The following is a 25,807-nucleotide window of genomic DNA, read 5'->3' on the forward strand; positions in this document are numbered from 1 at the left end:
GATTGGAACCGATGCTATGCCCAAACTGCAAAACGAACCGGACGCGGTTTCATCTCATTGAGCAGCACCCGCGTGCGGTCAAGCTCGATCCGCACACCGGCGACATCGAGCACGAATACACAAACGAAGCGCTCGAACCGTTCCATCTCCCATACCGCGGCCCGAGCTACCGCGTCCAATGCGGCGTCTGCGGGCTGATCGAAGATGCGGACATGTTCATTCAGCGCGCTAAATCGTCTCCATTGAGGTGATTCGATATGGCGAACAAAAAACAAACACCTTCTTCCATCGCTGACCAAAAACAGCTCGTCAACGACAAGGCAAAAGCGATGCGGGAGCACGGCGGCGAGCACATTCGCCGCGGCACGCCCAACGGCGCAGACGGACAATAACCGCCAGCCTGCTTTTGTACACAAGCAAGCTGGCGGGACTTCCTCCCTTCTAACGGTACATCGCCCACAATCCGATATCGCGAAAACCAAGGCGATGGTAAATGCGGCCGGCGTCTGGATTGTCATAAAACAAGCACGGCATCTTCCTTTCAGCGAGCAAATCGCAAACGAGCTTCGCCACGACGGTGCTGGCATACCCTTTCCCTCGATGCTCCTGATCCGTGCAGACACCGACGATCATCGCCGACAATGAGAATTGAACGACGGATCTTGCCGCAAAAACGAAAATACTTGTTGATCGTCTTCGGCCGTTAACCGGCGAATCATAGAATTCCCCCGCTTTTCGAATGATATTTTTTCCATTATACTATGCATCATCCCTGTTGCCAATGGCATTTGTGGCGTCAAACCGAGAGGACTGCCGATGCCCCTAAGTCTGCATCGGCCAACTGCAAAGAAAGGAGGAAGCCCGCTCTCAAAAAAGCGAGGCGACGATGCCGATGAAGTTTATTGATAATCTGTACGAATACTATAAAGATCGACTGACCGGGGATGAAGAAGATGCCGAAGCGGTGGCGATGTCGATTTTAGATGAACTTAGCCGCCGCGATGTGCTCAAGCTGATTGGTGAGATGACTGATGAAGAGCTTCTCGGCATGTTCGGTTTGTATGTCCTGGAAAGCTTGAAAGCGAAAATGGCCCGCGAAGGCCTCGGCGCGACGCGGCCGCAAGATGCGCCGCGCGTGCATTGACAAAACAAAACGGCTGTCCCCCATGTCATAAGGAACAGCCGCTATGTTGGGCAAATGATGGTTTCGTATTCATGTGGCAGCCCTGTGAACATGATTTCGAAGACGGCTTTTCCACTGTTTGCTTAACAGACAGTGGCGAAACACAAACCGTTTTCCCACGCGCGCTCATCGGTAAAACTGTACATCATAGCCTTCTTTCAACAACACTTGGTAGATTTGCTGAATGTGGTCTTCGTTTTTTGTCTCGAGCGAAAAGTGAATTTCCGCCTGACCTGGCAGCACTTTGGCGCCGATGCGCTGATGATGAATCGACATCACGTTTGCCTCAAGCTCCGCAATAATGCGCAGCAGCTTGTTCAACTGGCCCGGCTTGTCGGAGATGACCGTTGTAAACGTCACAAATCGTCCGGCTTCGACGAGCCCCCGCTCGATGATGCGGGAAATGAGCGTCACATCGACGTTGCCGCCGCTTAAAATGGCGGCGACTTTTTTGCCGCGAAACGGCAGCTTTTGATACAACAATGCCGCCAGCGGACAAGCTGCCGCCCCTTCGATTAACAGCTTGTTCCGCTCGAGCACATACAGCATCGTCCGTGAAATTTCCGCCTCTTCCACGCACACAACGCCATCGACGTATTGCTCAATGTATTGGTACGTAATATTGCCCGGCTTTTTCACGGCAATCCCTTCGGCGATCGTATTCGATGCGGCAATGGAGACGGGCTGTTTATGGCGTATGGCCGCCGTCATGCCTGGGCAAGCCGATGACTCAACGCCGTACACTTCAACCGACGGCTTCAGCTGTTTTAACGTAAGCGCCACCCCCGCAAGCAACCCGCCGCCGCCGACTGGACAAAGAACGACATCGACGTCGGGAAGCTGCTCGATCAGCTCTAAGCCGATCGTCCCTTGGCCGGCCATCACCGCCAAGTCGTCAAACGGATGAACGAACGTCATCCCCCGCTCACGCTGCAACTCTAACGCATATTCCAAAGACTCGTCAAACACATCGCCGTACAGCACGACTTCCGCCCCGTAGCTTTTCGTCGCTTCAATTTTGCTGAGCGGCGCCCCTTTTGGCATGACAATCGTGCAAGGAATGCCGAGCATGCCGCTTGCGTAGGCGACCCCTTGGGCGTGGTTGCCGGCCGAGGCGGCGATGACGCCGCGCGCCCTTTCTTCTTCCGTGAGCGACATAATTTTATTGAATGAGCCTCTCACCTTAAACGAACCTGTTTTTTGCAAATTTTCCAATTTCATATACACGTCATTGCCGGACAGCCGGCTGAACGTCTGCGAATGCTCAAGCGGCGTTTGGTGGACGATGCCTTTCATTTTCGCTCGCGCTTGTTCAATGTCTGTTAACGTCAACATCATCAAACCACCCTTTCCGATCGGGCGACCGGTTCTTGTTCACCCCGCTTTATTATATACAAAACATTCCATCACCGACAAATGTTACTTTTCTTTAGTTGGTTTTGGATTATTTTTAGCATATAGTTTTGTTGCATAAAATCATGTTCAACAAACATCGCTGCAACCCGCTTCCTTTGTCAAACCGTTTGAACGTTGGACTTGTCCCAAAACATCAGAGTGTTTCTAGAGGAAGAGCTGTCTACGGTCTGTTCTTTTTCTTTTGTGAATATTGTTTATTTAGAACATTGTTCTATAGATTTGGCCAATTGCCAACGGGAAAAAGCGGCCAAAAAGATCGGCGATAGGCAAACGCGAAGGAATTTGCTAATATGAAAGAAAAGCATTCGGAAGACGAAAGGATGAAACGGTTGTGACGAAAAAGTTGTACTATACGGCGCCGGATGTTGACGTGTGGACGACAACGGTGACAAGCGTCCGCCAAGACGGCGAAACATACATTGTCACCTTGGCGGAAACAGCGTTTTACCCGGAAGGCGGTGGCCAACCGTCTGACGCCGGCACGATCGCCGGCTTGCCGGTGCTCGATGTGTTTGACGAAAACGGGGAAGTGTATCACCGCCTTCCTGCCCACCCGGGAATGGGCGCCGTTTCATGCGTCCTTGATAGGAAACGGCGCCGCGATCATACACAACAGCATAGCGGCCAACATGTATTATCCGCTGTACTCGTTGAACAGCTCGGCGCCGAAACAGTCGGTTTTCACCTTGGGCGCGAGGTCGTCACAATCGACATCACGGCGGGTGCGCTGACGGAAGCAGACATGCTGGCAGTGGAAAACCGGGCCAACGAACTCATTTACGCGAATCTCCCGGTCGAGACGTATTGGGTGACGCCGGAAGAAGCAGAACGGATGCCGTTTCGCAAGCGTCCCGATGTCCAAGGTTCTGTCCGTGTTGTCGAGATGAAAGGGATCGATTTGTCGGCGTGCTGCGGCACCCATGTGAAACGCACGGGCGAAATCGGCGTGATCAAATTGCTGAAAGCAGAGCGCCATCGCGGCATGACGCGTCTTTCCTTTCTTTGCGGCGGCCGGGCGCTTGCCGACTACCAGCAAACCCACCGCGTCGTGCAGGCGGCAGCAGGTCGGTTCGGGACAAGCCGCGATCAGCTGCTCGACGTGATCGCAAAATGGGAACAAGAGAAAAAAGAATGGGAAAAACGGCTGCGCCAATACGAGGCAATCGTCTTTGCCGTCGAAGCCGAACGGGCCGCCGCCGAATCAGGACGTGCAGTGATTGGCTGTTACGACCAATATGGGGCAAAAGAACTGCAAATGATCGCCCGTCTGATCGCCGACCGTTATGGCAAAACCGCGCTTCTCGCCTCCACCTCCGATTGGCGCGCCGTGATCGCCAAAGCACCGTCTTCCTTGCTCCATGCAGGGAACTGGCTGAAAGAACAAGCCGCCCTGTTTGGCGGCAAAGGGGGCGGCAACGAGCGGCAGGGGCAAGCTGCTTTTCCGTCCCTTGAGGCGCTTAGCCAGTTCCTTTCCCGCGTGGAAACGGCAGTCATCGATTGACGGCTCCTGCCCGCACCGCCCGGTTGCTTCGATTCGTTTCGTCCTCCCGTCGGATCGATGCGATGTCCGCCATAGCCGACGGAGGGCGGTTTTTGTAAAATGAAAAACGAAATGTGCAGCTAAGGAGTTTGAAGAGATGAACGATCGACTCGTACAATCGCAAATCGAAGAGCTCGAACGAAAGCTGCGCGCTTATGAGCGGCTCATCGAAACGCTTCCGTTTCCGTTCACCTTTGCCGATTACGAAAGTGGAATCGCCATCGAAAAAAAGCGCGGCGACGTCCGGCCGCACCTTCGCACCATTCCACCGTCCCTTGAAAAGGAAGCCAAATGGCAGTGGGATATTGACTTGTATCACGACGTACCGTTTGAAAAAGTGGAAGCCTTTTTGACGCCGCTGCTCGATCTCGTGCCGCACCATATCGTTTTTGTCGACGACAAAGGGATCATCACGCTTTGCAATTTGCAGGCGGCCATTGACACGGGCGTCGAGCGCGACGCCATCATCGGCAAACATATTCGCGAGCTGCTGAAGCTGCCTGACGAGCTGATCGCAACGCTCGAATCGCTTGAAAAAGGCGAGCCGCTCTACAATCACGAGGTGCTCGACCGATTTTACGGCATCGTCAACACCCGTTTTATTTACAACGATGACGGATCGATCAAACGAGTCATCAGTATGTTTCAGTCGCTCAATATGATGAAAGAAACGGAAAAGCTCGCCGTCGCCGGCCGCATCGCCGCCGGCATCGCCCATGAAATCCGCAATCCGCTGACGACGGTGCGCGGCTATTTGCAGCTGCTCAAAACCGAGCTGCCAGACCGGATCGCCTCGCTCGTCGAACGCCTGCTCATTCCTGAGCTTGACCGGGCAAACGGCATCATCACCGACTTTTTAAACATCGCCAAGCCGGCGGACGTGAAGATGGAAACGTTCCGGCTGCACCGTTTTTTGCGCGACGATGTCGGCGTTCTGCTGCAGAGCGAGGCGTTGCTGCACAGTGTGAACGTCCATTTTGACCTCGACGAACAACTGGACGATTACGAAATGAGCGGCGACCGCCGCCAGCTTTTGCAAGTGTTTTTAAACTTATTCCGCAACGCTGTGGAAGCCAAAGTGGCCAAAACGATGAATGTCACGGTGAGCAGCCGGAAAGTGAACCATATCGTCCAGCTTCGCTTCTGCGACGATGGGCCCGGCATTCCGCCGTCGGTCATCGACCATGTTTTCGATCCGTTTTTTTCAACGAAGGAAACGGGAACTGGGCTCGGCCTGTCGTTATCGAAAAAAATCGTCGAACTGCATCGCGGGACGATGAAAGTGCAAAGCGATGCACGCGGCACTTGTTTTTTGATCGAATTTCCGCTTTGCAGCCAACCGCCGTTTCTTTCGTCGTAAATTGCTTCCGAAGAGGGAGGCCATCCCGGCTTCGGAAACGATGAGGTTGATGATTTAGAACAATGTGTCACTTTATCATAGAAAAAGGGGGAACGATTATGACCACGCCCGCTCCGCCCAACGGCAAATGGCGGCGCCTGTTCGCCTTGTTTCTTCCCATTTTCGTTTCGCAAACGGGCCAATATGCCATGAACTTTGTCGATGTCGCCATGTCCGGCCACGCGAGCGCCGAAGATCTTGCCGGCGTCGCGATCGGCTCCAGCCTATGGGTGCCGGTGTGGACCGGCGTCGGCGGCATTTTGCTCGCCTTGTCCCCGATCGTCTCGCATCATCTCGGCGCCGGACGCCATGACTCAATCGCCCGCGCCGTCACCCAGGCGCTCTACTTGGCTGTCGCGCTTGCTGCTGCCATTGTCATGGCCGGCGCCGCTTCTGTGCCGTTGATCTTGAAACAGATGTCTTTGGACGAAAACGTTCGGCATATCGCCTTTCATTACTTACGCGCCTTGTCGTTTGGGATCGTCCCGCTGTTTCTTTATTCTGTGCTCCGCTATTTCATCGATGCACTTGGGCAAACGAACGTGACGATGTGGATTACGCTCACCGCCTTGCCGATCAATATGCTGTTCAACTGGCTGTTGATTTACGGGCATGGCGGGTTTCCGCGCCTTGGCGGCATCGGCACCGGCTATGCGACAGCGATCACGTACGCATACTGCTTCGCGGCCGCTGCCTTTGCCGCGGTGAAATTTCGCCGTTTGTCTCCCTATCGCGTGCTCGTCCGTTTTTACCGTCCGTCATGGGCCGCATGGAAAGAGTTGCTGAAAACCGGGGTGCCGATCGGATCAGCCATCTTTTTTGAAACGAGCATTTTCGCTGCGGTGACGCTGCTTGTCGGCCGGTTTGGCACCGAAACAGTCGCTGCCCATCAAAGCGCCCTCAACTTCGCTTCCTTGTTGTATATGATTCCGCTCAGCTTATCGATGGCGCTGACGATCGCCGTAGGCGTTGAAGCTGGGGCCAACCGTTATGAAGCGGCCAAACAATATTGCCTGATCGGCATCACCCTCGCCTTGGCGGTCGCTGCCGCCGCTGCATTGTTTCTTTCCATCTTCCGCGGCGATGTTGCTCGACTGTATACAAACGATCCGACAGTGGCGGCGTTGACGGGGAAATTTTTGCTCTATGCGATCTTCTTTCAAGTTTCCGATGCCATCGCCGCTCCCATCCAAGGAGCGCTGCGGGGCTATAAAGAGGTGAACGCTGTTTTTTGGTCCGCTCTTCTCGCCTATTGGGGCGTTGGCCTTCCGCTTGGCTGCGCGCTCGCTCTCTTGACTGCCGCCGGAGCGTTCGGCTATTGGATCGGCCTGATCGCCGGATTGGCAGCAGGTGCTCTGTTTCTCAGCTTTCGCCTGCGGGCCGTTTGGCGCAGACATGACAGCGGGCGTGCGCCGCTCGCCTCCTAAACGGCCGCTGCCCAAACACGGGCTGTTTTTCCTGAACCGAAACACCGCATAAATCGTTGTTTGCGCATATGCAGTCATAGGAAAAGGTGTCCCGCTCCTTTTGGGACACCTTCGCTTTTCATACAACGCCATTCATCCGCCCGACCAACCATGCAGTGATCGTTTTTATTTTTTTATTTTTCCCCCTGCGGCGACGGCTGCTGTTTCATATACGCGAGCACGTCAAGATCGATTTTCCCTTCTTCTAGTTCGCGTTCCTCAAAGTTTTCTGTATGTATATACGCTTTCAGCGCTTCGTGAAGCGCCTCGCTGTCGGCGGCGCGCTCTTTCGGCAAGTAGCCGAGCCGGATCAAGTGGAAAGCCGCCTCTTCCTTGACCGCGCCTTCCATTACAGCCACTTTTTCGGGGCGCGGTTTCTCAAAATAAAGCTGGCGCAGCTCATACAGGCGAATGAGCTCCTCGATCGGCCTCGGGTGGTCGTCAACGCGCAAATCGATATAGCGGTCATTGTACCCGCCATAGCCGCCCCTTTCTTTCACAACGAGCAAGGCAGCCGACTGTTGCCCGCGGCGGTCGCCCCCCGCCGCCTGACCAGCTTGAAGCGCCTTTAGCAATCGCTCGGCGAGCGGCCCTTTGGCCTGCTCGAATGTTCTTCCCATCGCCAGCACCGTTTCCTCCCCGGCTAAAATATTGCCTTGCGCTGCATAGTTCGGTCCGGTAATGCCGCCCGCCCACGGGTAACATTTTTTTCCGGTGAACGTTGCTGCCCGTCCTTTCGCATCCACGATGCCGACCTGGCGCAAATCGCGCTCGCTGTCATCGGCAACGAGCAACTCAAGCGTTTCTTGCGCCGTTTTCCCTTGTTCCATCCATTCGAGGCCGCGTGGGCCGTATGACGTGTTGGCATATGACTGCGTCGCCACGGCGCCGACGCCCGCTTTCGCCCACGGAACAACCGCACCAACGCCTAAAAATTTCGATTGAACAGCGATGCCAAGCTCCCCGGTCGCCGGATCGAACGCGACGATCGAAAACGTCGCGACGATGTCTTTTGCAATATGTGTCATTTCCCCGTCCTCCATATGCTTTCCATTTTCTCATCGTTTATGATTTCTCCACTTCCTTTCGTTGTTCCTGCCTGTTCACAAAAAAAGCGGGGGAAACAGCCGTTGCCCGGCCGTCTCCCTCCGCATGCCCATCATCCGCCTAGCACCATGTTGCCCCGACGATAATGAGCAAAATAAACAAAACGACGATCAGCACAAAGCCGTAGCCGTAGCCGCCATAACCCGGATAACCGAAGCCATAGCCGCCCCAGCCGCCATAAAAGCCGCATGTCATATTCGTCACCTCCTTGCTAGCAAGTAGGGTTCGTTAGTACACCCAACCACCGATACATGCGCATCCGACAATAATCAACAAGATGAACAGAACGACGATCAACGCGAATCCGCCGCCGTAAGCTGCACCCATTTGCCAACACCTCCTTTGTTTTTGTACTAGTAGACTATTCACAAACCAGGAAAATGGTTAGGGGTTTCGGCAAAAATAGGTATTTGCCGTAAAAACAAAAAAACGGCCCGTTCTCGGACCGCTTTTATGCTTTAAGCGAACTTCGCTTCCATTTTTTCTGCCCTGGCGCTTGCTTGATTTGAACAACGGAAAACACGATAAGCGCCGTCCAAATGCAGCTGAATGCGTACAAATGGGCTCGCGTAAACGGTTCGCCGAACAAAAAGACACCAAGGAGAAGACTAATCGTCGGCGACTAGCCGCACTGTTTGACCCGTCTTCCCCTTCTTTTCCGTCCGGCTTCCTACCAGGCGACACATACACAACCGACAATAATCAACAAAATGAACAAAACAATGACGAGCGCATAACCGCTGCTGACCAAACTGCTCATGGCGGACACCTCCTTGGTCCCGTTGATGGGACCATCATATGCGTCCGCCCGCCCAAACGACCGGGCCAACGCCCATTTTTGCAAGCTGGCGCCTATTTTTCTTTCGTCCCAGTCTCCCCCCACCAACCTTTGCGCTTAAAATACAGGGCAATGAGGACGGCGACGGTCGCCATCAGCAGCAGGGCGAACGGATACCCGTACCGCCATTTCAGCTCGGGCATAAACGAAAAATTCATGCCGTAGATACCGGCAATAAACGTCATCGGCAAAAATATGACGCTCACCAATGTCAATGTTTTCATAATGACGTTCATATGATCGGATTTGAGCGACAGTTGCAAATCGAAAATGGCGGACAATGATTCCTTAAACGCGTCGAGCGCCGCCGGCACGCGGGTGAAACGGGAGGCCACCTCATCGATGTATGGATTCGTTTCCGCGTTGATGTACGGCAGCTCGGCATGGCGGATCGTTTTGATCGCCTCTTCCTGCGCTTCGGCCACTTGCCGCAGCTCATGAAGATGGGTTTTCATCCGGTAAATTTCACGCCCGATTTCATTGGCGAACGGCGTCGCAAACACTTGCCGCTCAAGCGCCTGAATGCGGTCGGCGATTTGGTCGATCACCTGCAAAAAGCGAGCGACGGCTAAGTCCAGGAAATGGTAAAGAACATATCCAGGGTACAGCGCCTGATCGCGATGATCCAACAGCCGTTCTTTCACATGGCCGATAAACGGGTCATCTTCATCCATATAACTGATGATATGCCGCTCGGCGGCAAGCAGGCGAATGTTTGCCGTTCGGCCGGACGGACGGATGATAAACAACGATACAAAAAGGAATCCTTCGTACTCATCGACCAGTGGAATGTCTGTTCCACCTATAAGCCGTTTTCGGGCGAGCGGATGAATCGACAGCGAGGAGAGGAGCCGTTCCAAATCCGGCTTGGCGGCGGCGGTGAAATGAAGCCAGCACGACTGGCCGCCCGCCGGCGCATGCCGTTCGTATATTCCGCCAAGCGGCAAGCGGGGGTTCGGATGGATGGCCATACACGAGTCTCCTTTCTAACTGATGCGTTTATTCGTATTGTTTGCCGTTTGCCGAAAAACTACTCCTCGCCGGCCGCCGAAAAAACGGCCGGAACATCGGCGCAGCAACGCCGCCCCGTGCCCGCCGAAAGCCGCTTTTGTCCGCCGAATGGAACGATGCCTTAACAAAGCAGGAGCGTCCATCGGACGGCAGCATTCGAAAAAAAAGGAGGACCATCCCTCCCTCTTGATCGGCAGGCGGTTGGGGCGCGACGGCCGCGCCCCCGTTTGCTTGGCCTCCGCTCAGCGCACCGCTTCCGGCTCCACATGAACGTGCGTCGCCCGGATGTTATGCCGTTTTTTCATTAAACGCTCGACCTCGTCGGCAATTTCATGGCTTTTCACTACCGTCAACTGCGAATCGACGCGGATGGTTACTTCGAGCACAACGTCATCGCCGAGCATGCGCGCCTTAATATCCGCGACATCGCGCACCCCGCTGACCGCAGCGATTTCTTGCCGGTAAATGGCGAGCTTTCTTTCATCAAACCCGTCGGTCAACGCATGGGCCGTTTCCATAAACACCTCCCACGCCGTCTTGCAAATGAGCACACCAATGACGAGCGCCGCCAACGGGTCAAGCCATGCCCACTCAAGATGCGCGCCGACAATCCCAAGCGCGGCGCCAATGCTGACGAGTGCATCCGATAAGTTGTCTTTCGCTACGGCCGCCAGCGCCATGCTGTTCGTCCGCCGCGCCAGCCGCACATTGATGACATAGATGATGAACATCACTGCTGCTGAAGCAAGGGCGACCGCTGCCGCCAGCCAATCGGGGGCGGCCTCCCTCCCGCCGCCAAGAAGCGTGCGGGCGCCGTCTGTAATCACATCAATACCGATGGACATCATGAAAAAGGCGGCCAACAGCGACGAAATGTTCTCCGCCCGCGAATGTCCGTACGGATGATTGCGGTCGCGCGGTTTTTTGGCAATTTTCATGCCGATATAGACAGCGACGGAAGCCATCACATCGCTCAAATTGTTCCATCCGTCCGCTTTCACTCCGTCCGATCCGGCTGCCGCCCCGGCCAAAAGCTTGCCGGCTGCCAGCAGAAGATAGATAAAGAGGCTTAACAACACCCCAGCCTCCGCCCGTTGTTTCCGTTCCACTCCATTCACCAACCTAGCGTTCTCGTTCTTGCACGTATCAGTGTACCAGCTTGATAGCGGTTGGGTCTATAGCAACAAAATTGCTTTTTTTCATGAGTATAGGGACAAGCCAATTTTTTTGCTCAAAGACAAAAAACGGCTCTCTGGCATATGATAAACCAACTGAGTGAAAAAGGAGAGAATGCCATGATGACGTATTTGGACTGGTTGGCGGACATGGGGATTGACGGCGCCCACCCCGGCGGTTTTGAGTTGACAAAACAAATCTTACGTAAACTTAATATTGACCGCTCAACCGCCGTGCTTGACGTCGGCTGCGGCACAGGGCAGACAGCGGCGTATATCGCTAGACAGTACGGCGCGGACGTGACGGCCATCGATCTCCATCCCAAAATGATCGCCAAGGCGAAGCAGCGTTTCGGTGCCATGGCGGTTCCGGTTCGCCTGCACCAGGCTTCGGTCGAATCGCTGCCGTTTCCCGCCGGCACGTTTGATCTTGTCCTTTCCGAATCGGTGCTCGCCTTTGTTTCAGTGCCTGCTGCCCTTGATGAAATCTGCCGCGTGCTGAAGAAAGGGGGCACATTCATCGGCATCGAAGCATGCCATAAGCGGCTCACCGCCGCCGAGCAGCAGCGGATCGCCGCGTTCTACGGCTTCAAGCGGCTGATGACGCCCGGCGAATGGAAAAAAACGCTTGAACAAAACGGATTCCGCTGCCGCCATTTCTTTTACAAAACGGCGGCGGAGGCGGCGGGCGAAGGGGCGCCGGCCGTCATCGTCTTCCCGACGACGCCGGAGATGGCAAGCATGTGGCAGAAGCATCAGCAGCTGACAGCGCAATTTACCGACCGGCTCGGGTACTGCGTGTTTTGGTGTGAGACATAGGGGCTGCAACAAACGAACACGGGTGCTGACTCAAAAGCCCCTTTTTGATGAAATGGAACCGAAAGTATGTAAAAAAGAGACCACCTCTGAAACCCTTGGTTTTACCGGGCTTTTCGCGGTGGTCTGTTTTTCCATGCTGCCCTAGATAGAAGCATTGCCGCTCTTTTGGGCCAGCCCCGTCTTTACACTTTTTTTACCGCTTGAAAATATTCTTCCATTGTCATGCCGCGCTCTTTCATCACGGCGGCGGCCTTCCGCCCGACATAGCGAAGATGCCACGGCTCATACTTGTAGCCGGTCACCGCTTCCTTCCCTTTCGGATAGCGGATGATAAACCCGTATTCGTGCGCGTGGGCAGCGACCCACTGTCCTTCTTTTGTCGCCCCGAACGCCTCGGTCAGCTGGCAGCCGATCGACCGGCTGCTAATGTCGACTGCAAGCCCTGTCTGGTGTTCGCTTTGTCCCGGGTGGGCGACGGCCTGGACGGCGTTTTTCTCCCCTTTTTGCCGCACCTCCTCCGCAAAAATCGCCTTCTGCCGCTCATACGACCGGTAAGCGGACACCATGACAAGCTCGATGCCATCGCGGCGGGCGGCGGCAAACATTTCTTCGAGCGCGGCGGCCGCCTCGGCCCGCATACGCCGCTTTTCTGCATTCGGGTCGGCAAACGAAAACGGCACGCGCGGCACAACCAAATCGGCCGGCTTGTAACCGGACGGAAGCGACTGCTCTTTATTGACGAGCACCAAAATGTTGTCCGGATTCATAATGACCTTTTGGCCGTTTCGCACCTCGATGACGTTCCAATATTTCGCTTCAAGCTGCAAATCCGGGTCAACCGGCCGGTTGAGTTCCTCTCGTTCATGAACGCTGGGCGGCGCCGTATGTTCCGCCGTCTGCCCGGGCGAGCCGGCCGCGCCGCCGTCACCGCTTCCTCCCGTTTGGCAGCCAACGAGCAACAGGCACATAAGCGCCGCCGTTTGCCAACGCTGATTCATTCATCTTCCCCTTTTCTGTTTCCCGGGGCGCACCGAACAGCCGCCGCATCATCAGCTGCTGCGAACCGCCGCTTCGAGCGCCACCTCGATCATTTCGTTAAACGTCGTTTGCCGTTCTTCGGCTGTCGTCTCCTCGCCGGTTAAAATATGGTCGCTGACCGTCAGCACCGACAGCGCCCGGCAGCCGAATTTGGCCGCCAACGTATAGAGCGCCGCCGTTTCCATCTCGACGGCCAATACGCCGTAGCGCGCCCACGTTTCCCAGTTTGGTTCGTCGTTGTAAAACATGTCGGCGGTAAAGACGTTGCCGACTTTGAGCGCCAATCCTTTTTCCATTCCAACGTCGTATGCCGTCCGCAGCAAGTGGAAATCCGCCGTCGGCGCATAATCGCGGCCGCGGAAAATGAGACGGTTCATGTTAGAATCGGTGGATGCGCCGATCGCCAAAATGACGTCACGCACGCGCACATCCGGTTGAATGGCGCCGCATGTTCCGACGCGGATGAGCGTCTTTACTCCATAGCTTTGGATCAATTCGTTGACATAAATCGAAATGGACGGCACTCCCATCCCCGTCCCTTGGACGGAGACGCGATGCCCTTTGTATGTCCCCGTAAATCCGAACATGCCGCGCACTTCATTGTAGCACACCGCCCCTTCCAAAAACGTCTCGGCAATGTATTTGGCGCGCAGCGGGTCGCCCGGCAGCAAAATGCGTTCGGCGATGTCCCCTTGTTTGGCTCCGATATGTACGCTCAAACTCGATTCCTCCTTATGACTTTGAACGGTTATGGTTCGGCCATGCCCTTGTTTATCATATCATATGTTTGCGGAAAATGGCAGTCTTGCCTCGAGTAGCTTGAGCGAAAGGCGGGCATACTATTCGTGCCCACACGGCGGGAAAGGAGGAAAGACGGTGAAAAAGAAACTTGAGCAGGCGGTGGAGTACGCCAACAAAACGAATCCATCCTCAAAAGCGAACAACCAGCCGTCAACGTCCAAAAAAGAAAAAACAAAATTTTAAGGGAGAGCTGCTCTCCCTTTTTAAGACGTTTTTGAACGATAATCGTCGCGATAGCGGCGCGCAAGATACCTTTCGTTGATATACAGCACCTTTTTGTCTTTGCTGCGCGTATATTTTTTCTCGCGCCCGCGCCGCCTGGCGAGCAGCCAGCAGGCGAACAAATAAAGCGGCAGGACAAGCTGCGTTGTTCCGGCAAATACATACCAAAATCCATCGATGTCGGCCAAATCACGCAAGTAGACGCCGATGCCGCTCAGCCGATAATAGGCAGCCGCAACAATGGCCGCAATGATGACGATATTGGCCGCATGGAGAACAGGAACGTTTCTCCAGCGAAACAAAACGCGCTCCACCTGCTCTTTGAGCCAAAGCGACGCGGCGATCGAGACGACGCACAGCGCCAGCGCCAATGCGGCCATATTCCGTCCCCCTCCCAGTTCCCTTCAGTCTCCGCTCCGCCCGCCCGGCGCCGCCTGCAAACATTTTCCGTCGATGAACCGCCCTTTTGCCGCATACACTAACGACAACGACAGTTCAAGGAGGGAAAACGATGGGCAAAAAGCATCGCAACCGCATCAACGGGCAGAAAAAGAACAACCATATTCCAAAAGAGGCGTTGATCGCCGAAGACGCAGCGCACGCCAAGGAATACTCGGCCGCCGGCGGCCGGAAAAACGGCCCGGGCCATCACGACAATCCCGAATCGTAACAAACCCGGAGAAACCCTTGTGCCGCACAAGGGTTTCTATTTCGATCAGGGCTCCGACGGCTCGACTTCGTCCCACGCCAGTGTGACGACTTTCGTATAGTCTCCGCGCTCAATTTCCTCTTCCGTCGCCTTTTCGTTCAACACTTCATCATCGTCAATTCCCGGCGCTACCGTCGGCGTGTCGCGCCGTTGTCTTTGCTCTTCCATCTGATCCGCCCCCTTTCCTTTCTTATCCGTTCCCTAAACGGCCGGGCTTTATTCGATGTTATTGCTATTATACCATCCCCAATCGGTTGAAGGCGACTGTATTTTTGAATATTCCGTCAACAGACAAGCTGGCGTTCCACCCGTTTCCAGCCATCCGGGCAGAGGCGGTAGTACGTCTGTCCTTTCCGCCCTTCGTCGATCAAGACAATATCGCCGGTCCCCATAAACCGAGCTTGGCAGTTTTTCGGAATCAAATCAGCCACGTTAAACATTCGGTACAAAATCGACAGCGCCTCATGATGATCGGCGGCCGTCACGGTCAACCGGCATACTTGACGGTATCCTTTCGTTTCCCCGAAGCGCGGTGTTTGGAAAATGACCGCCTCATACGCGCGTTTGGCCAGCCACACCTTTTTCCCCCATAAGCGAACCATTGTTTTCCTCTCCCTTCCCCCAATAAATCGAACGTTTGTATCTTATACTATTGGTGATCATGCTTGTCGAATCCTTCAGCAAACTATATAGACTCCCATGACAAAAAATTCGTCACCATCGGAAGGATGAAAAGACCTCTATGTTGAATTTTACAATTTTACACATTTTGGAGTTCGGGTATTTTCAGGATAGATGCAACAAAGAAGTTTAACATATCCTTGACAGAAAAGTGGTTTGCCCATTTTTGACTGTCGAAGGCAAGCGTGTGGCTTGCCTCCGTCACGCCTTAGCGTGACGGAAGACCGAGCGACGACGAGGCGGCGGCCGTTGCTATGATTCGGCAGAAAACAGCGGAGCATAACCTCAACAACATCACGCGCACAGCCGCCTATTTCACGTTTTTTGAACGCCACCCAGAAGTGCATTGGGCATTTTTGGCCCATCTCGTTTCGCGCAACGGCGGCTGGAACATGACCGACTTGCGTGGCAGCCTGCTCCCGTTGTTGTTGCCGGAAAAGACGATCGCACCCCTTTTTTTGTTTTTGGAACGGGCCAACGCCCTCATTTTTCACGATGCGTATCCGCAGCTGCTACTGTATGAAGAAAGCAAGCGGAGAAGACGGGCGCCGCCTTTACAGCCCCCGTCTTGAGGCAGCTTGGCCGGATCTCACCCATTCTTTTGACGATCGGCGCGACTGGTTCACCGACGACACGATCATGCGGGCGCTCGAGACGCTTCCGCTTCCGGCCTCAGGCGAGATGACCGACCGCTACGAGCGGCATTTGGCCATGATGAAAGCGGCCGCCATCGCGGCGGCCGAGTAATTGTAAAAACGACGACGGTTACTCGTCGTCGACATCAATCTCTTCGTCGATAATGCATTTTTCCAGCAAATAGTCAAACGTAATATCCGCGAGCTCTTCCAGTTCCTCCTGCGTCGGCACAAAGCCGCGGCGGATGAGTTGTTGGTAAAAAAATTCGGCGATCTCCTCCGTATCAATAATCACTTCAATCTCCTTCACTCCATCTCGCCCCCTTTGTAATGTTGTATGTCGCCGCCTTCCGTTTTATGTCAAAAATCATGTTGTACTACTTTTTCCGCTTCCTTCATACCATATGTACCAATAAAACAAAAAAATACGGAGGCGGAACAAAATGGACAAGTTGACGATTGCAGATAAAATAATGGAAACAATTGTTAACAGAATGGCTGCGTTCGTCCTCTTCGCCGGCATTCCCTACTTTCTCTTTGTTCTTTGTCAGTTCCTATTATGGTAGTTTACAATCGTTTGCAACCGTTGAACAACCGTTTCCATCATTCGTTTGTATTGGTCATCGCCGAACCATTCATACAGCGCTTTGTAGTCATTGTACATATCAAGCAGGTCGTCAACCGACGGCCCACTCTTTTCGCCGGCGGACGGCAGCGCGATCGAGGCCTTCATCGGCGCGGCGATCACGATATCTTGCACGAGCGTGACGGACGTTTCGTCCCCATCGGCCAGCGGAGTCATATCTTCGAGATGGACTTCAATTTCCCAGCCGTCCGTCAGCCGTTTCAATTCATAAATCGTCTCTTCCCATCCTTCCCCATAATAGCGGTAAATTTCTGTCCGCACTCCAACGACTTTGAACAATTGGCCGCCATAATCGCGGACGCGGACAATTTCGCCAAGGAAAAACGGCAGCTCAATTTCAATTTCTTCGGCAATCCACAAATCGCCGGTAAATTCAGACAACAACACGAGCGTCTGCTCAGCAAACAGGCTATGGCCATGGTTGATTTCGTACAAAAACGTGCCGTCTACTTGCTGAATATCGGTGACGGTTCCGACTGTTCCGTACAATGTATTGACGACGATATCGCCGACAGAAAATTTCGGGCGTTTCGGCGCGCTCATTGGCATCTCCCACCCTTGTTGAACAAATGGTTAGTATAGTATATGCATGCATACAAGGGTGGACACCTTTGCCAGCGCGGAAAAACGATTGAAAGCGCTGTCAATATTCGGAGCAAAACCCTCTTCCATGTTATGCTTCGTGTAAAAACTGCTCCCATAGTTCATCAAAGAGAACCATGCTTTCCAAATAATCGCCATGCACCTCCAAATACCCGCTGAGCTCCTCGTAGTCGGCCGATCCTTTTGGAAAGCTGTGGTCATCGTACGCCCCGTTCGCAAACCGGACGATTGGATCTTCTTCACACCCGTGGCGGAAGCGCAATAAGTAACGATAAAACGATCTTGCCATGTTTTCCCATCCCCTTCCTTTCTCTTTGTTGCTATTATAATGAGCTTTTTTCTGTTTGTGAAGCTTTTTTGCCGCTTGTATTGCCATCGTACGCGCCACGTTCGCGTTTCATGCCAACCATCGGGCCGCTGTTTCCATAAAATCCCCGTCCTTCTAGAAGCCGTTTCCAATGACCGATCCCGGACTAGCCATATGAAAAAGGGCTGACCCAAAAGAGCGGTAATGCTCCTATCTGGGGCGACATAAAAATAGACCACCACGAAAAACCCGGTAAAACCGAGGATTTCAGAGGTGGTCTCTTTCACATACTTCGGTTACATTCCATCAAAAAGGGACTTTTGAGTCAGCCCCGTCAACCGTTACACCACCCCGGCGGGCGGTGCTGGGGCAAATTCAATTTCAAATCCGAGATCTTCCTCCGCGGAGCAGCGTCTCCTTATCAACCATTTTGTACGTTTTCACGGGCGCCGTCGCTACGGCCGACTGGGAACAGTAGCCGCAATTTTCCGGACAGAGACCGGACTTAGCGTTAATGATCATATTCAGTTTTACCTTGTTGCCATAGTACGCCGAGCGGATGCGGTATGCCCCTTGCAAAAGAAGGAGCAGCTCCTCGTCCGGACAATCCAATATCGCCAGCGCTTCCTCGTCGGTCAGTTCATGGCCGTCGAGCACTTGTTCAGCCAAATGAAGCCAATTTGCCATCGTTCCTCTCCCCTTTCCACATCATTACATTTATCGTAACGAATCGGGCGATTGATTGTCAACCTAAATTGATTTTAAGTTTACTTTTCGGGCGAACGCCCGCCGATGAACCATCCGATGCAAAACAAGGCAAGCTTCCGTTTCGGACAGCCTGCCTTGCCGCCTTCAGCTTAGCGCGTCAATTTTTCGACGATGTCGCGGGCGATCCAGACGCCGCAAGCGCTCGCTTGGGCAAGGCCGCGCGTAATGCCGGCACCGTCGCCGCCAACGTACAGCCCAGCAATTTCTGTTTCAAACCGGTCGTTTAGCTTCGGGCGCGCCGAATAAAACTTCGCCTCGACGCCATAAAAGAGCGTATGTTCCGACGCCAGCCCCGGGGTGACGTGATTGAGCGCTTCCGTCATCTCAATCAAGCTTTTCATCGTGTTGTACGGCAACACAAGGCCTAAATCGCCCGGCACCGCCTCTTTTAGCGTTGGTTCAATAAATCCTTCTTTAATCCGCTTTTCCGTCGACCGCCGTCCTTTTAAAATGTCGCCGTATTTTTGCACGATGATGCCGCCGTTTGACAACGCGTTCGCCAGCCGGGAAATTTCATGGGCATACTCGTTCGGCTTGTCAAACGGATCGGAAAATTTATGCGAGACAAGAAGGGCGAAGTTCGTGTTGTTGCTGCCAAGTTTCGGGTCTTTGTAGGCGTGTCCGTTGGCGAGCATAATGCCGGAATGGTTTTCGACGACGACATGCCCGGACGGATTGCTGCAAAACGTCCGCACTTGCGTCCCGACCGACGTATTGAAAATAAACTTCCCCTCATACAAATGCTCGTTGATTTCCTGCATGACGATGTTCGATGTCTCGACGCGCACCCCAATGTCCACTTGGTTGTTGATCATCCGCAAGCGGCGTTTGCGCAGCACTTTGCTCAGCCAAACCGATCCGTCGCGCCCCGGGGCGATGACGACTTTTTCCGCCGTCAGCGTTTCGCCGTTTTTCAGCACTACTCCTTTGACAACATGGCCGCTTTCCGTCCGCTCCGTCAAAATATCGTCCACTTCCGTCTGAAAGCGCATCGCAATCCGCTCGCGCAAATACTCAAAAATGCTTTTTAAAATTTCTAAGTTTTGCTCCGTGCCCAAATGGCGGACATAGGCGCGCAGCAGCTTCAGCCCGGCGGCATACGCGCGCCGCTCAATCTCTTTCACTTTGTCGGTCATCGGGTCGGTGATCGATGTCGTCGCCCCATGTTTTAAGTTGATCTCATCCACATAACGGATGAGGTCAAGCACGGTTGAGGCAGGCAAATAATCGGTCATCCAACCGCCGAATTCGCTCGTGATGTTGAATTTGCCGTCCGAGTACGCTCCGGCCCCGCCGAACCCGTTCGTAATCGAACAGGCCGGCACGCAGCCGGCATAGTCTTTTTTACCGGCCGGCGGCGGGCATTTCTCAATTTTTTTCTGCAAAATCGGACAGTTTCGCCGGTATATATCATGCCCTTTATCAATCAAAAGCACGTTCGCTCCAGGCAGTTTCAGCGTCAGTTCGTAACAGGTGAAAATGCCAGCCGGCCCGGCGCCGACCACGATGACATCGTAATGGTTGTTCATTGCGCCATCCCCCACTTTTCGTATTCCACTTGGAAAGTATACGGAATACGAGGCGGTTCGTCAAGGTAAAATACGAACTTTTTTACCGTTTACACTTATAAATGTTCGACATTTTAAAAGCGTTGTCGGCAAAAAGAAAAACTGGTATGGTAGGAAAGGAGCAGCTTCCCGCTTGTTTCCGTCGATCGAAGTGGGGAGCTCCGCGCCAAAGAGAATGAAGGAAAGGGGAGCAAACGGATGCGCTTTTTGGCCAAAAATTTCCTAAACGGCATGTTGACGATCGTGCCGATTTTCGTAGCGGTCTATGTGTGCTACAAAGTATTCACCGTTTTGGACGGATTGCTCGGTCAATACGTCCGCCCGCACCTAGACGGCCGCTACGTCCCCGGCCTTGGTTTGCTCGCAACGGTTGCGCTCATCACGGTCTTCGGCTGGCTGTCGACGCAATACGTGAGCGGCCGCCTCATTCGACTGATCGACCGGTTGCTTGAAAGCATTCCCTTCCTGAAAACCGTTTATTCGGTCGCCAAAGATACGATCGCCTCTTTGATCGGGGAAAAACGGTCGTTTTCCAAAGTCGTGCTCGTCACGCTGCCGGAAAGCGGCTGGAAATGCCTCGGCTTCATTACGATGGATGACGTCGGCGCCTGGCACGATCCGCTGGCCGATTATGTGGCCGTCTATGTTCCGCAGACGTTTCAAGTTGCGGGGCTGACGCTCCTCGTTCCAAAAGAACAAGTTGAAGTCATCGACATGGCGCCGGAAGAGGCGATGAAGTTTATCCTCTCCGGCGGAGTGGCGGCAAGAACGCAAAAACGGCTGCCCGAACAATAGGGCAGCCGTTGTTCCGCCGGCCGTCAAAAGTATCGCTTTTTCCAAAAGATGTACGCCGTCGCCGCTGACAGTAAACCGGCGAGCGCCATCGCGATCAAAAAGGCGTACGGAGAGTGTTGGTACGGAATCGGTACGTTCATGCCGTAGAAACTCGCCACCATCGTCGGCAGCGAAATGACGATCGTAATGGCGGTCAAAAACTTCATCACAATGTTTAAGTTGTTCGAGATGACCGAAGCGAACGCATCCATCATGCCGCTTAAAATGCTGCTGTATACTTCGGCCATTTCAATCGCCTGCTTGTTTTCAATAATGACGTCTTGCAGCAAATCTTGGTCATCTTCGTACATGCGCAAATAGTTGAGGCGCATAAGCCGCTCCATGACGATGTTGTTCGCCTTGAGCGACGTCATAAAGTAGACTAAGCTTTTTTCCATGCTAAGGAGCGAAAACAGCTCTTTGTTTTTCATCGACTGGTGTAGCTCTTTTTCAATTTCGCTCGTCCGCCGGTTGATTTGCTTCAAGTAGCGCAAATAATACGTGGAAATCATGTACAGCATTTGCAACGCAAACCGCGTCTTCATAAACGTGTAAAAGTTTTTGATTTTGTTTTTTGAAAATTCCTCAAAAATCGGATTTTCTTGCAAACAGACGGTGATAAAGCATGTGTTCGTAATGATCATGCCGATCGGAATCGTTTCATAAATCGGGCCGTCCACTTCATCATGGGCGACGATCGGAATGTCGACGATAATGAGCACATGGTTGTCTTCCTTTTCGACGCGCGACCGCTCCTCGTCGTCCAACGCGTCTTTGATCGAATCGATCGGAATGTCCAAATGGTGGGCGATGTAGCGAATTTCGTCCTCGGTCGGAGCGACGAGATTGATCCAGCAGCCGTTTTCGATCCGGTCAATTTCGCGCATTTTGCCGCTCGCATCAGACAAATACATTTTCATCATCTGGCATCCTTCCTCCTTTTCATGCGAGGAAGGCGGCGCCTCTTCCTTTCCGTCCGGAGCTCGTTTTCGTATGATGAGCAGCGGGCGGAAAAAGGAACAGGCCGCGTTCCCCGCTATATTCCGGTTCCGGTTCGTTCGGGCTCGAACTACTCATATACGAAAACGCCACTCCTTTCGAAAAAGATGTCCCTCAAGTAATGATAACGCGGACCGGCCCGTTTGTATAGTAGTTGCCATGAAAAAAAGCAGCCTACTGGCTACTTTATTCACAAAACAGCGCGATGTTCAACCATCGCCCGTTCGATTCGGCTTTTTTATTCGCTCGATGGCGTCGTGTTGAAAAAATCAGGCGCTTGTTTGCCCGTTTGCCGGCTGTCCGAGCGGCGCGGATGCTTTTCATTGCTTTTCCCCATCAGTCCGTCGGATTCGTAGCTGAGCGGAAACGTCCGCTTTTTGCCCACCGCCCTCACCCCCTTCGCTTTTACTGTTTGCCGCCAGCCAGCGTTTTACTCCAACCGATGAAAACAAGGACACCGCCACTTTATGGAAAGCGTTTTATCCTAAAATTGTCAGCTAATGTTCACACAATCGTTTTACAGGCGCCGTCCATTCACTTATAATAAACAAGGTAGCGTCAAAAGTTCTATGAAAACTCCACACAGATCATACCATTGAGCATCGTGGGGCATGCGGAGGGCCGGATTCGCCCTTGACCAACACCCGCCAAAGGTGGGAAAGAGTCGTCAAGGGCGACGGGGACAAAAAGAAGGCAATAGGAAAGCCGCCCTTGCCATGACCGAATTTTACCTTTGGCGGTGTTCGGTTGGTCAAGGGTTCGCTTCGCCGAATCCGGCAGGAGTTCTGTTCAACGGGCTCCGGCGGACAAAAAAGTCAGGCCGCCTCTTGTTGGAGAAACGCTTGTGCCATGGCGATGAGCTTCGTCCACCGGGCCGGCATATGCGGAAGATCCGCCAGTTCCGGGATGACGACCGGGACCCGGCCTTCGAGTGCGCTATGCGGGCGCAGGAAGTTGAAATACGCCACAAACAGCGTCACAAAGGACACCGAGCCTTCTTCCGCACCAAACCCATGGGTCGGGCGGTAGTTGCCTTTAAAGGTCCGGTTGAATCGCTCGATGATCTGTTTGAGAGGGCGAAACTCTTCCGAGACCGGATCTTCGTTGGTTAGGCCGATCACCTGGCGGACGTCAAACGAAATCCCGTGCTGGGCGAAGAAGTGTTGCGCCAGCCGGTAAATCGGGTTGCCATCCACGACAAACGACAAGTCGTCTGGGAGGGACGGCAGCTTTCGCAGGACATCATCGATGGCCTGGATGGCCGAGAGCGTGTCCCGCTTGGGCGAGACGCGATACGACAGCACGATCTTTTTGACGGCATCAAACATAAAGAACAGGTAATGCCAGCGCCCTTTGACGCGAATATACGTCTCGTCCCCGCAAAACGAACCGGACAGCTCATACGGGAACCGGTCGACAAAGGGCTTGATCCAAAGCGCGACGCTGTTGGCGTAGTTGAGCACCGTCTGATGGGAGATCGAGACGCCATGGATGTCCTTCATGGCGGCGGCGGTCTCCCTCGAGGACATCCCAAAGTTGACGTAGTACGTCAACACGAGCCCCAACACGTGCGGCGACGCAGCCAGCCGGGACAAATCGACCTTCGGYTGGATGGGCGACGAGGAAGCCAACGGGAGAAAGTCAAACAAGAACTCTCGAAACAAATACCGCACCTTGAAGGCTTGAGGATCCTGTTGAAACTGTTGGCGCTCCTTCTTGGTCATCCGGCGAAGGTTGGCCTGGTAAAACGGGCAATCGTTGTTCTTGCACTTATAGATGTKGTATTCTTTGCGTTCCTTGATYTTTTCCAGCGTCTTTTTGCAGTGCGGGCAGCGAAAGACCGCTTGCTTGGTGAACCGATTTCGGTGGTTGAACCGGCACTGGCACACTTTGCATTGGTATTGCCCKTTTCCGCCGTTATTGGCGTACAGGTAAGAAGAGGGAGCCTGGCAGCGAGGGCAGGTCAACGAATCCGGAACACGGTGTTTCGCATTCGCGCGGCGCTGGATGGGCCGTAAAGGACGTCCGTGCTGGGCTTCATAGTCTGCCAACAGCTTCCGGTAATCAAGGGTTTCCGGCACATCGATGATCGGAAGGTCATCGACCTGAAGTTTCCGGTACGGCTTTTGGATGGGTTCGTCCAAGTCCTCGAGATTCAAGGATTTTCCCACGATCACACCCATCAAATACACAATGATTTGATATTGGGTCTTGATTATTTCGAGCAAATAGGCTAATAATTGAGGTAACAAAGCTTGTCACTCCTTTGTTTTGGCTGTTGGGTGTCGTTACCTCAATGATGGCCGAAAACAACGGGGGTGGCAAGCTTTTTTTCTTCCAACCGTTGAAACTCAAGGTAAAACCGTGAGTGTGGAGGATAAACTTTTGACAATACCAGCGACGCACAGGAGGGAAAAATATGCTCATCATTGCCGTTATTGTGATCATATTCGCACTCGTTTATCTTGATGACAAGCTTGGCCGGCTGATCCTCCGCAACGGGCGCAAAAAAGTCGTGTACCCAAAGCGGCGGAGCGATATGGCCTTGTATGTGAATGGACGGCATTTATTTGCCGATTATTTTGCCGAGCTGCGCCGCGCCCGCGATCATATCCATATTTTGTTTTATATCATCAAGCATGACGAAACGACGGCGCCATTTTTCCAACTTTTAAAGGAAAAAGCGGCGGAAGGGGTGGAAGTGCGCTTGTTGACGGACTGGGTCGGCAGCCTCGGGTTGCCGAAAACGCTCATCCGTTCGCTGAAGGCAAGCGGTGTCGAATTCGCCTACGCCCGCCCGCCGCGCTTTCCGTTTTTCATTTACCGCCTCAACCGCCGCAGCCACCGAAAAATTACGGTCATCGATGGAAAGGTCGGGTATATGGGCGGTTTTAACATCGGCCGCGAATACAGTGGAAAGGACGCTAACATCGGAGAATGGCGCGACTATCACTTAAAAATCAGCGGAGAAGGGGTGCACGACTTGCAAGAACAATTTTTGCACGATTGGGAGGAGGCGACGGGCAAAACCGTCGCTGACAAACGCCGCTACTTCCCACCCCTTCACGCCGGCGCCATCCGCCACCAGCTTGTCGCGACTGACGGCGCCGCGCTTGAAGAGCAGTATATCGATGCGATCCGGCAGGCAAAACGAGAAATTATGATCGGCAGCCCCTACTTTATCCCGAGCCGGCCGTTGTTTGACGAGCTTATGCGCGCGATCCGGCGCGGGGTGCGCGTCACGGTCATTGTGCCGCTGCGGGCGGACCATTTATTTGTCCGCGAGGCCGCTTACCCGTATTTTTATCAAATGCTGAAGGCCGGAGCGCGCATTTACCGCTTTTACCAAGGATTTTACCACGCCAAAACGATTGTCGTCGATGAGGAATGGTGCGATGTCGGCACCGCCAACTTTGACCGGCGCAGTCTGTTTCTCAACGGCGAAATCAACTGCTATGTATTCGACCGCGCGTTCACGCAGGTGGTCAAGCGGGCGATCCAACGCGACCTGACGCGTGCCGAGCCGCTGACGCTCGATTTTTGGCGGAAGCGTTCGCTCCTTGACCGCGGCAAAGAATCGATTTCCCAGCTGATTTCCGCCTGGTTGTAGGCAACACGAAAAAAGCCGGCGATGTTCATCACCAACCCGCCTAACAGCGGCTTTCCCCGAGGAGGAACTTGGCAAAATCAGCTTTTTTCGTGCAAAACCCGGCGCTTGGACGAACGCCCGGACAAAAGGGCAAAGGAATCCCAGCCGAAACCGCCAAACAAAAAACCCGGCCGGCTCCATGTTGGCGATGTGAGATCGCTGCGGGTGCCGGCCGGGATTGAATCAGTTGGCCATCCTGTATCTTCTATTCATTTCCAAAACAATGTCAACCATTGAAACAGCCGCATCCCAAGATACACTCCAACAATGCCGGCAATGCCAGCCAACGCCGGAGGGGCCGGAATCGGCAGGCGGAACAGCGTGAACAAAAAACCGACAACGATGCCGGTGACAAGCGACAGCACCACTTCTTTCACAAGCAAATCCTCCATC

The 25,807-nt window shown here is 53.7% G+C and carries 32 protein-coding genes and 3 pseudogenes; 12 read left to right on the forward strand and 23 right to left on the reverse strand.

Annotated elements, in window-relative coordinates; all coding sequences use genetic code 11:
• Nucleotides 1–2: 2 nt before the first annotated feature.
• Both AP057_RS07890 and AP057_RS18050 read left to right on the forward strand, forming a co-directional pair.
• Complete coding sequence (locus tag AP057_RS07890) at nucleotides 3–251, forward strand: hypothetical protein (RefSeq protein ID WP_013145420.1); 249 nt, start codon at nucleotides 3–5, stop codon at nucleotides 249–251.
• A 6-nt stretch (nucleotides 252–257) separates the two neighbouring features.
• The gene (locus AP057_RS18050) at nucleotides 258–392 is read left to right on the forward strand and encodes a hypothetical protein (protein WP_020755515.1); all 135 of its coding nucleotides are present in this window, start codon (nucleotides 258–260) and stop codon (nucleotides 390–392) included.
• A 49-nt stretch (nucleotides 393–441) separates the two neighbouring features.
• On the opposite strand, the gene AP057_RS16215 is transcribed toward AP057_RS18050, so the two are convergent.
• Nucleotides 442–633 (reverse strand): GNAT family N-acetyltransferase, encoded by a 192-nt coding sequence (locus AP057_RS16215; RefSeq protein ID WP_082432201.1) that lies wholly within the window; start codon nucleotides 631–633, stop codon nucleotides 442–444.
• Nucleotides 634–886: 253 nt separating this feature from the next.
• Here AP057_RS16215 and AP057_RS07895 point away from each other — a divergent pair, with 253 nt between their 5' ends.
• On the forward strand, nucleotides 887–1,144 hold the full coding sequence (locus tag AP057_RS07895; protein WP_049624278.1) for a DUF6154 family protein: 258 nt from the start codon (nucleotides 887–889) through the stop codon (nucleotides 1,142–1,144).
• A 165-nt stretch (nucleotides 1,145–1,309) separates the two neighbouring features.
• Here AP057_RS07895 and ilvA read toward each other — a convergent pair whose 3' ends face one another.
• Entirely contained in the window at nucleotides 1,310–2,518 is a 1,209-nt protein-coding gene (gene ilvA / locus AP057_RS07900) for a threonine ammonia-lyase (RefSeq protein ID WP_055358454.1), read from the reverse strand.
• A 412-nt stretch (nucleotides 2,519–2,930) separates the two neighbouring features.
• On the opposite strand from ilvA, the gene AP057_RS07905 reads away from it, so the two are divergent.
• From AP057_RS07905 to AP057_RS07915, 3 genes are all read left to right on the forward strand, one after another.
• The gene (locus tag AP057_RS07905; protein ID WP_055358455.1) at nucleotides 2,931–4,100 is read left to right on the forward strand and encodes a DHHA1 domain-containing protein; all 1,170 of its coding nucleotides are present in this window, start codon (nucleotides 2,931–2,933) and stop codon (nucleotides 4,098–4,100) included.
• Between the two features lie 136 nt (nucleotides 4,101–4,236).
• Nucleotides 4,237–5,499: a nitrogen regulation protein NR(II) gene (locus tag AP057_RS07910; RefSeq protein ID WP_033012220.1), complete on the forward strand. Its 1,263-nt coding sequence runs from the start codon at nucleotides 4,237–4,239 to the stop codon at nucleotides 5,497–5,499.
• 98 nt (nucleotides 5,500–5,597) lie between these two features.
• Nucleotides 5,598–6,965, forward strand: a complete 1,368-nt coding sequence (locus AP057_RS07915; RefSeq protein WP_033015246.1) for an MATE family efflux transporter — start codon at nucleotides 5,598–5,600, stop codon at nucleotides 6,963–6,965.
• 173 nt (nucleotides 6,966–7,138) lie between these two features.
• Here the strand turns inward: AP057_RS07915 and AP057_RS07920 are convergent, their stop codons facing one another.
• The 7 genes and pseudogenes from AP057_RS07920 to AP057_RS07930 form a co-directional block, all read right to left on the reverse strand.
• Nucleotides 7,139–8,032, reverse strand: a complete 894-nt coding sequence (locus AP057_RS07920) for a DUF1028 domain-containing protein (RefSeq protein WP_055358456.1) — start codon at nucleotides 8,030–8,032, stop codon at nucleotides 7,139–7,141.
• Nucleotides 8,033–8,171: 139 nt separating this feature from the next.
• On the reverse strand, nucleotides 8,172–8,306 hold the full coding sequence (locus AP057_RS16220; RefSeq protein ID WP_080985683.1) for a YjcZ family sporulation protein: 135 nt from the start codon (nucleotides 8,304–8,306) through the stop codon (nucleotides 8,172–8,174).
• Nucleotides 8,307–8,339: 33 nt separating this feature from the next.
• On the reverse strand, nucleotides 8,340–8,438 hold the full coding sequence (locus tag AP057_RS16225) for a YjcZ family sporulation protein (RefSeq protein WP_011231081.1): 99 nt from the start codon (nucleotides 8,436–8,438) through the stop codon (nucleotides 8,340–8,342).
• 124 nt (nucleotides 8,439–8,562) lie between these two features.
• Nucleotides 8,563–8,733: pseudogene (locus tag AP057_RS17840) on the reverse strand (EamA family transporter RarD); the annotation flags it as partial.
• Nucleotides 8,734–8,781: 48 nt separating this feature from the next.
• Complete coding sequence (locus AP057_RS16235) at nucleotides 8,782–8,871, reverse strand: YjcZ family sporulation protein (RefSeq protein ID WP_080706518.1); 90 nt, start codon at nucleotides 8,869–8,871, stop codon at nucleotides 8,782–8,784.
• A 92-nt stretch (nucleotides 8,872–8,963) separates the two neighbouring features.
• Nucleotides 8,964–9,920, reverse strand: a complete 957-nt coding sequence (locus AP057_RS07925; protein ID WP_049624275.1) for a magnesium transporter CorA family protein — start codon at nucleotides 9,918–9,920, stop codon at nucleotides 8,964–8,966.
• A 282-nt stretch (nucleotides 9,921–10,202) separates the two neighbouring features.
• Nucleotides 10,203–11,081 carry a cation diffusion facilitator family transporter gene (locus AP057_RS07930; RefSeq protein ID WP_049624273.1) on the reverse strand — a complete coding sequence of 293 codons (879 nt, stop codon included), beginning with the start codon at nucleotides 11,079–11,081 and terminating at the stop codon, nucleotides 10,203–10,205.
• Between the two features lie 174 nt (nucleotides 11,082–11,255).
• Here AP057_RS07930 and AP057_RS07935 point away from each other — a divergent pair, with 174 nt between their 5' ends.
• The gene (locus AP057_RS07935; RefSeq protein WP_049625746.1) at nucleotides 11,256–11,954 is read left to right on the forward strand and encodes a class I SAM-dependent methyltransferase; all 699 of its coding nucleotides are present in this window, start codon (nucleotides 11,256–11,258) and stop codon (nucleotides 11,952–11,954) included.
• Between the two features lie 182 nt (nucleotides 11,955–12,136).
• Here AP057_RS07935 and AP057_RS07940 read toward each other — a convergent pair whose 3' ends face one another.
• From AP057_RS07940 to AP057_RS07950, 3 genes are all read right to left on the reverse strand, one after another.
• Complete coding sequence (locus AP057_RS07940; RefSeq protein ID WP_049625556.1) at nucleotides 12,137–12,952, reverse strand: D-alanyl-D-alanine carboxypeptidase family protein; 816 nt, start codon at nucleotides 12,950–12,952, stop codon at nucleotides 12,137–12,139.
• A 51-nt stretch (nucleotides 12,953–13,003) separates the two neighbouring features.
• Nucleotides 13,004–13,711: a purine-nucleoside phosphorylase gene (deoD, locus tag AP057_RS07945; protein WP_033009203.1), complete on the reverse strand. Its 708-nt coding sequence runs from the start codon at nucleotides 13,709–13,711 to the stop codon at nucleotides 13,004–13,006.
• A gap of 285 nt (nucleotides 13,712–13,996) precedes the next feature.
• Nucleotides 13,997–14,395 (reverse strand): hypothetical protein, encoded by a 399-nt coding sequence (locus tag AP057_RS07950; RefSeq protein WP_055358457.1) that lies wholly within the window; start codon nucleotides 14,393–14,395, stop codon nucleotides 13,997–13,999.
• 131 nt (nucleotides 14,396–14,526) lie between these two features.
• Here AP057_RS07950 and AP057_RS17435 point away from each other — a divergent pair, with 131 nt between their 5' ends.
• A complete protein-coding gene (locus AP057_RS17435) occupies nucleotides 14,527–14,685 on the forward strand; it encodes a hypothetical protein (RefSeq protein ID WP_017437412.1) in 159 nt (52 codons plus the stop codon).
• Between the two features lie 45 nt (nucleotides 14,686–14,730).
• On the opposite strand, the gene AP057_RS17440 is transcribed toward AP057_RS17435, so the two are convergent.
• Both AP057_RS17440 and AP057_RS07955 read right to left on the reverse strand, forming a co-directional pair.
• A complete protein-coding gene (locus tag AP057_RS17440; RefSeq protein ID WP_162839633.1) occupies nucleotides 14,731–14,892 on the reverse strand; it encodes a hypothetical protein in 162 nt (53 codons plus the stop codon).
• A 116-nt stretch (nucleotides 14,893–15,008) separates the two neighbouring features.
• The gene (locus tag AP057_RS07955) at nucleotides 15,009–15,326 is read right to left on the reverse strand and encodes a hypothetical protein (RefSeq protein ID WP_055358458.1); all 318 of its coding nucleotides are present in this window, start codon (nucleotides 15,324–15,326) and stop codon (nucleotides 15,009–15,011) included.
• A 333-nt stretch (nucleotides 15,327–15,659) separates the two neighbouring features.
• Between AP057_RS07955 and AP057_RS17845 the strand changes: the two are divergent.
• Both AP057_RS17845 and AP057_RS17850 read left to right on the forward strand, forming a co-directional pair.
• Nucleotides 15,660–15,950, forward strand: a pseudogene (locus tag AP057_RS17845) (DUF2515 family protein); the annotation flags it as partial.
• Nucleotides 15,925–16,152 (forward strand): DUF2515 family protein, encoded by a 228-nt coding sequence (locus AP057_RS17850; RefSeq protein WP_235468503.1) that lies wholly within the window; start codon nucleotides 15,925–15,927, stop codon nucleotides 16,150–16,152. The pseudogene AP057_RS17845 and the gene AP057_RS17850, both read left to right, overlap by 26 nt.
• 18 nt (nucleotides 16,153–16,170) lie before the next feature.
• Here the strand turns inward: AP057_RS17850 and AP057_RS07965 are convergent, their stop codons facing one another.
• The 5 genes and pseudogenes from AP057_RS07965 to AP057_RS07985 form a co-directional block, all read right to left on the reverse strand.
• Nucleotides 16,171–16,350: a YozD family protein gene (locus tag AP057_RS07965; protein WP_033015276.1), complete on the reverse strand. Its 180-nt coding sequence runs from the start codon at nucleotides 16,348–16,350 to the stop codon at nucleotides 16,171–16,173.
• A 237-nt stretch (nucleotides 16,351–16,587) separates the two neighbouring features.
• Complete coding sequence (locus tag AP057_RS07970) at nucleotides 16,588–17,229, reverse strand: hypothetical protein (RefSeq protein WP_055358460.1); 642 nt, start codon at nucleotides 17,227–17,229, stop codon at nucleotides 16,588–16,590.
• Between the two features lie 130 nt (nucleotides 17,230–17,359).
• Complete coding sequence (locus tag AP057_RS07975) at nucleotides 17,360–17,578, reverse strand: YozE family protein (RefSeq protein ID WP_033015279.1); 219 nt, start codon at nucleotides 17,576–17,578, stop codon at nucleotides 17,360–17,362.
• A gap of 417 nt (nucleotides 17,579–17,995) precedes the next feature.
• A pseudogene (locus tag AP057_RS07980) lies at nucleotides 17,996–18,283 on the reverse strand (biotin synthase BioB); the annotation flags it as partial.
• Between the two features lie 170 nt (nucleotides 18,284–18,453).
• A complete protein-coding gene (locus AP057_RS07985) occupies nucleotides 18,454–19,893 on the reverse strand; it encodes an NAD(P)/FAD-dependent oxidoreductase (RefSeq protein ID WP_047818304.1) in 1,440 nt (479 codons plus the stop codon).
• Between the two features lie 237 nt (nucleotides 19,894–20,130).
• On the opposite strand from AP057_RS07985, the gene AP057_RS07990 reads away from it, so the two are divergent.
• Entirely contained in the window at nucleotides 20,131–20,727 is a 597-nt protein-coding gene (locus AP057_RS07990; RefSeq protein WP_033015295.1) for a DUF502 domain-containing protein, read from the forward strand.
• Between the two features lie 23 nt (nucleotides 20,728–20,750).
• Here the strand turns inward: AP057_RS07990 and AP057_RS07995 are convergent, their stop codons facing one another.
• The 3 genes from AP057_RS07995 to AP057_RS08000 form a co-directional block, all read right to left on the reverse strand.
• Nucleotides 20,751–21,689 (reverse strand): magnesium transporter CorA family protein, encoded by a 939-nt coding sequence (locus AP057_RS07995; protein WP_050368646.1) that lies wholly within the window; start codon nucleotides 21,687–21,689, stop codon nucleotides 20,751–20,753.
• A gap of 314 nt (nucleotides 21,690–22,003) precedes the next feature.
• Nucleotides 22,004–22,150: a hypothetical protein gene (locus tag AP057_RS17445; RefSeq protein WP_013145445.1), complete on the reverse strand. Its 147-nt coding sequence runs from the start codon at nucleotides 22,148–22,150 to the stop codon at nucleotides 22,004–22,006.
• Between the two features lie 430 nt (nucleotides 22,151–22,580).
• Nucleotides 22,581–24,017 (reverse strand): DDE-type integrase/transposase/recombinase, encoded by a 1,437-nt coding sequence (locus AP057_RS08000; protein ID WP_055358462.1) that lies wholly within the window; start codon nucleotides 24,015–24,017, stop codon nucleotides 22,581–22,583.
• 167 nt (nucleotides 24,018–24,184) lie between these two features.
• Here AP057_RS08000 and cls point away from each other — a divergent pair, with 167 nt between their 5' ends.
• Nucleotides 24,185–25,375 carry a cardiolipin synthase gene (cls, locus tag AP057_RS08005; RefSeq protein WP_055358463.1) on the forward strand — a complete coding sequence of 397 codons (1,191 nt, stop codon included), beginning with the start codon at nucleotides 24,185–24,187 and terminating at the stop codon, nucleotides 25,373–25,375.
• 248 nt (nucleotides 25,376–25,623) lie between these two features.
• On the opposite strand, the gene AP057_RS08010 is transcribed toward cls, so the two are convergent.
• Nucleotides 25,624–25,791: a XapX domain-containing protein gene (locus tag AP057_RS08010; protein WP_033010756.1), complete on the reverse strand. Its 168-nt coding sequence runs from the start codon at nucleotides 25,789–25,791 to the stop codon at nucleotides 25,624–25,626.
• Nucleotides 25,792–25,807 lie beyond the last annotated feature (16 nt).

It is taken from the genome of Geobacillus sp. Sah69 (assembly GCF_001414205.1).
Taxonomy (GTDB): domain Bacteria; phylum Bacillota; class Bacilli; order Bacillales; family Anoxybacillaceae; genus Geobacillus; species Geobacillus stearothermophilus.

Coding starts and splice junctions, on each gene's coding strand:
- AP057_RS07995 (WP_050368646.1), bottom strand. CDS start 21,689: ATGATGAAAATGTATTTGTCTGATGCGAGCGGCAAAATGCGCGAAATT.
- AP057_RS07985 (WP_047818304.1), bottom strand. CDS start 19,893: ATGAACAACCATTACGATGTCATCGTGGTCGGCGCCGGGCCGGCTGGC.
- AP057_RS07940 (WP_049625556.1), bottom strand. CDS start 12,952: ATGAATCAGCGTTGGCAAACGGCGGCGCTTATGTGCCTGTTGCTCGTT.
- AP057_RS17435 (WP_017437412.1), top strand. CDS start 14,527: ATGGGCAAAAAGCATCGCAACCGCATCAACGGGCAGAAAAAGAACAAC.
- AP057_RS07970 (WP_055358460.1), bottom strand. CDS start 17,229: ATGAGCGCGCCGAAACGCCCGAAATTTTCTGTCGGCGATATCGTCGTC.
- AP057_RS07950 (WP_055358457.1), bottom strand. CDS start 14,395: ATGGCCGCATTGGCGCTGGCGCTGTGCGTCGTCTCGATCGCCGCGTCG.
- AP057_RS16220 (WP_080985683.1), bottom strand. CDS start 8,306: ATGACATGCGGCTTTTATGGCGGCTGGGGCGGCTATGGCTTCGGTTAT.
- AP057_RS07895 (WP_049624278.1), top strand. CDS start 887: ATGCCGATGAAGTTTATTGATAATCTGTACGAATACTATAAAGATCGA.
- AP057_RS07935 (WP_049625746.1), top strand. CDS start 11,256: ATGATGACGTATTTGGACTGGTTGGCGGACATGGGGATTGACGGCGCC.
- AP057_RS16215 (WP_082432201.1), bottom strand. CDS start 633: ATGATCGTCGGTGTCTGCACGGATCAGGAGCATCGAGGGAAAGGGTAT.
- AP057_RS17440 (WP_162839633.1), bottom strand. CDS start 14,892: ATGGAAGAGCAAAGACAACGGCGCGACACGCCGACGGTAGCGCCGGGA.
- AP057_RS07955 (WP_055358458.1), bottom strand. CDS start 15,326: ATGGTTCGCTTATGGGGGAAAAAGGTGTGGCTGGCCAAACGCGCGTAT.
- AP057_RS16235 (WP_080706518.1), bottom strand. CDS start 8,871: ATGAGCAGTTTGGTCAGCAGCGGTTATGCGCTCGTCATTGTTTTGTTC.
- AP057_RS16225 (WP_011231081.1), bottom strand. CDS start 8,438: ATGGGTGCAGCTTACGGCGGCGGATTCGCGTTGATCGTCGTTCTGTTC.
- cls (WP_055358463.1), top strand. CDS start 24,185: ATGCTCATCATTGCCGTTATTGTGATCATATTCGCACTCGTTTATCTT.
- AP057_RS07975 (WP_033015279.1), bottom strand. CDS start 17,578: ATGGCAAGATCGTTTTATCGTTACTTATTGCGCTTCCGCCACGGGTGT.
- AP057_RS07920 (WP_055358456.1), bottom strand. CDS start 8,032: ATGACACATATTGCAAAAGACATCGTCGCGACGTTTTCGATCGTCGCG.
- AP057_RS17850 (WP_235468503.1), top strand. CDS start 15,925: ATGAAGAAAGCAAGCGGAGAAGACGGGCGCCGCCTTTACAGCCCCCGT.
- AP057_RS07990 (WP_033015295.1), top strand. CDS start 20,131: ATGCGCTTTTTGGCCAAAAATTTCCTAAACGGCATGTTGACGATCGTG.
- ilvA (WP_055358454.1), bottom strand. CDS start 2,518: ATGTTGACGTTAACAGACATTGAACAAGCGCGAGCGAAAATGAAAGGC.
- AP057_RS07910 (WP_033012220.1), top strand. CDS start 4,237: ATGAACGATCGACTCGTACAATCGCAAATCGAAGAGCTCGAACGAAAG.
- AP057_RS07915 (WP_033015246.1), top strand. CDS start 5,598: ATGACCACGCCCGCTCCGCCCAACGGCAAATGGCGGCGCCTGTTCGCC.
- AP057_RS07925 (WP_049624275.1), bottom strand. CDS start 9,920: ATGGCCATCCATCCGAACCCCCGCTTGCCGCTTGGCGGAATATACGAA.
- AP057_RS18050 (WP_020755515.1), top strand. CDS start 258: ATGGCGAACAAAAAACAAACACCTTCTTCCATCGCTGACCAAAAACAG.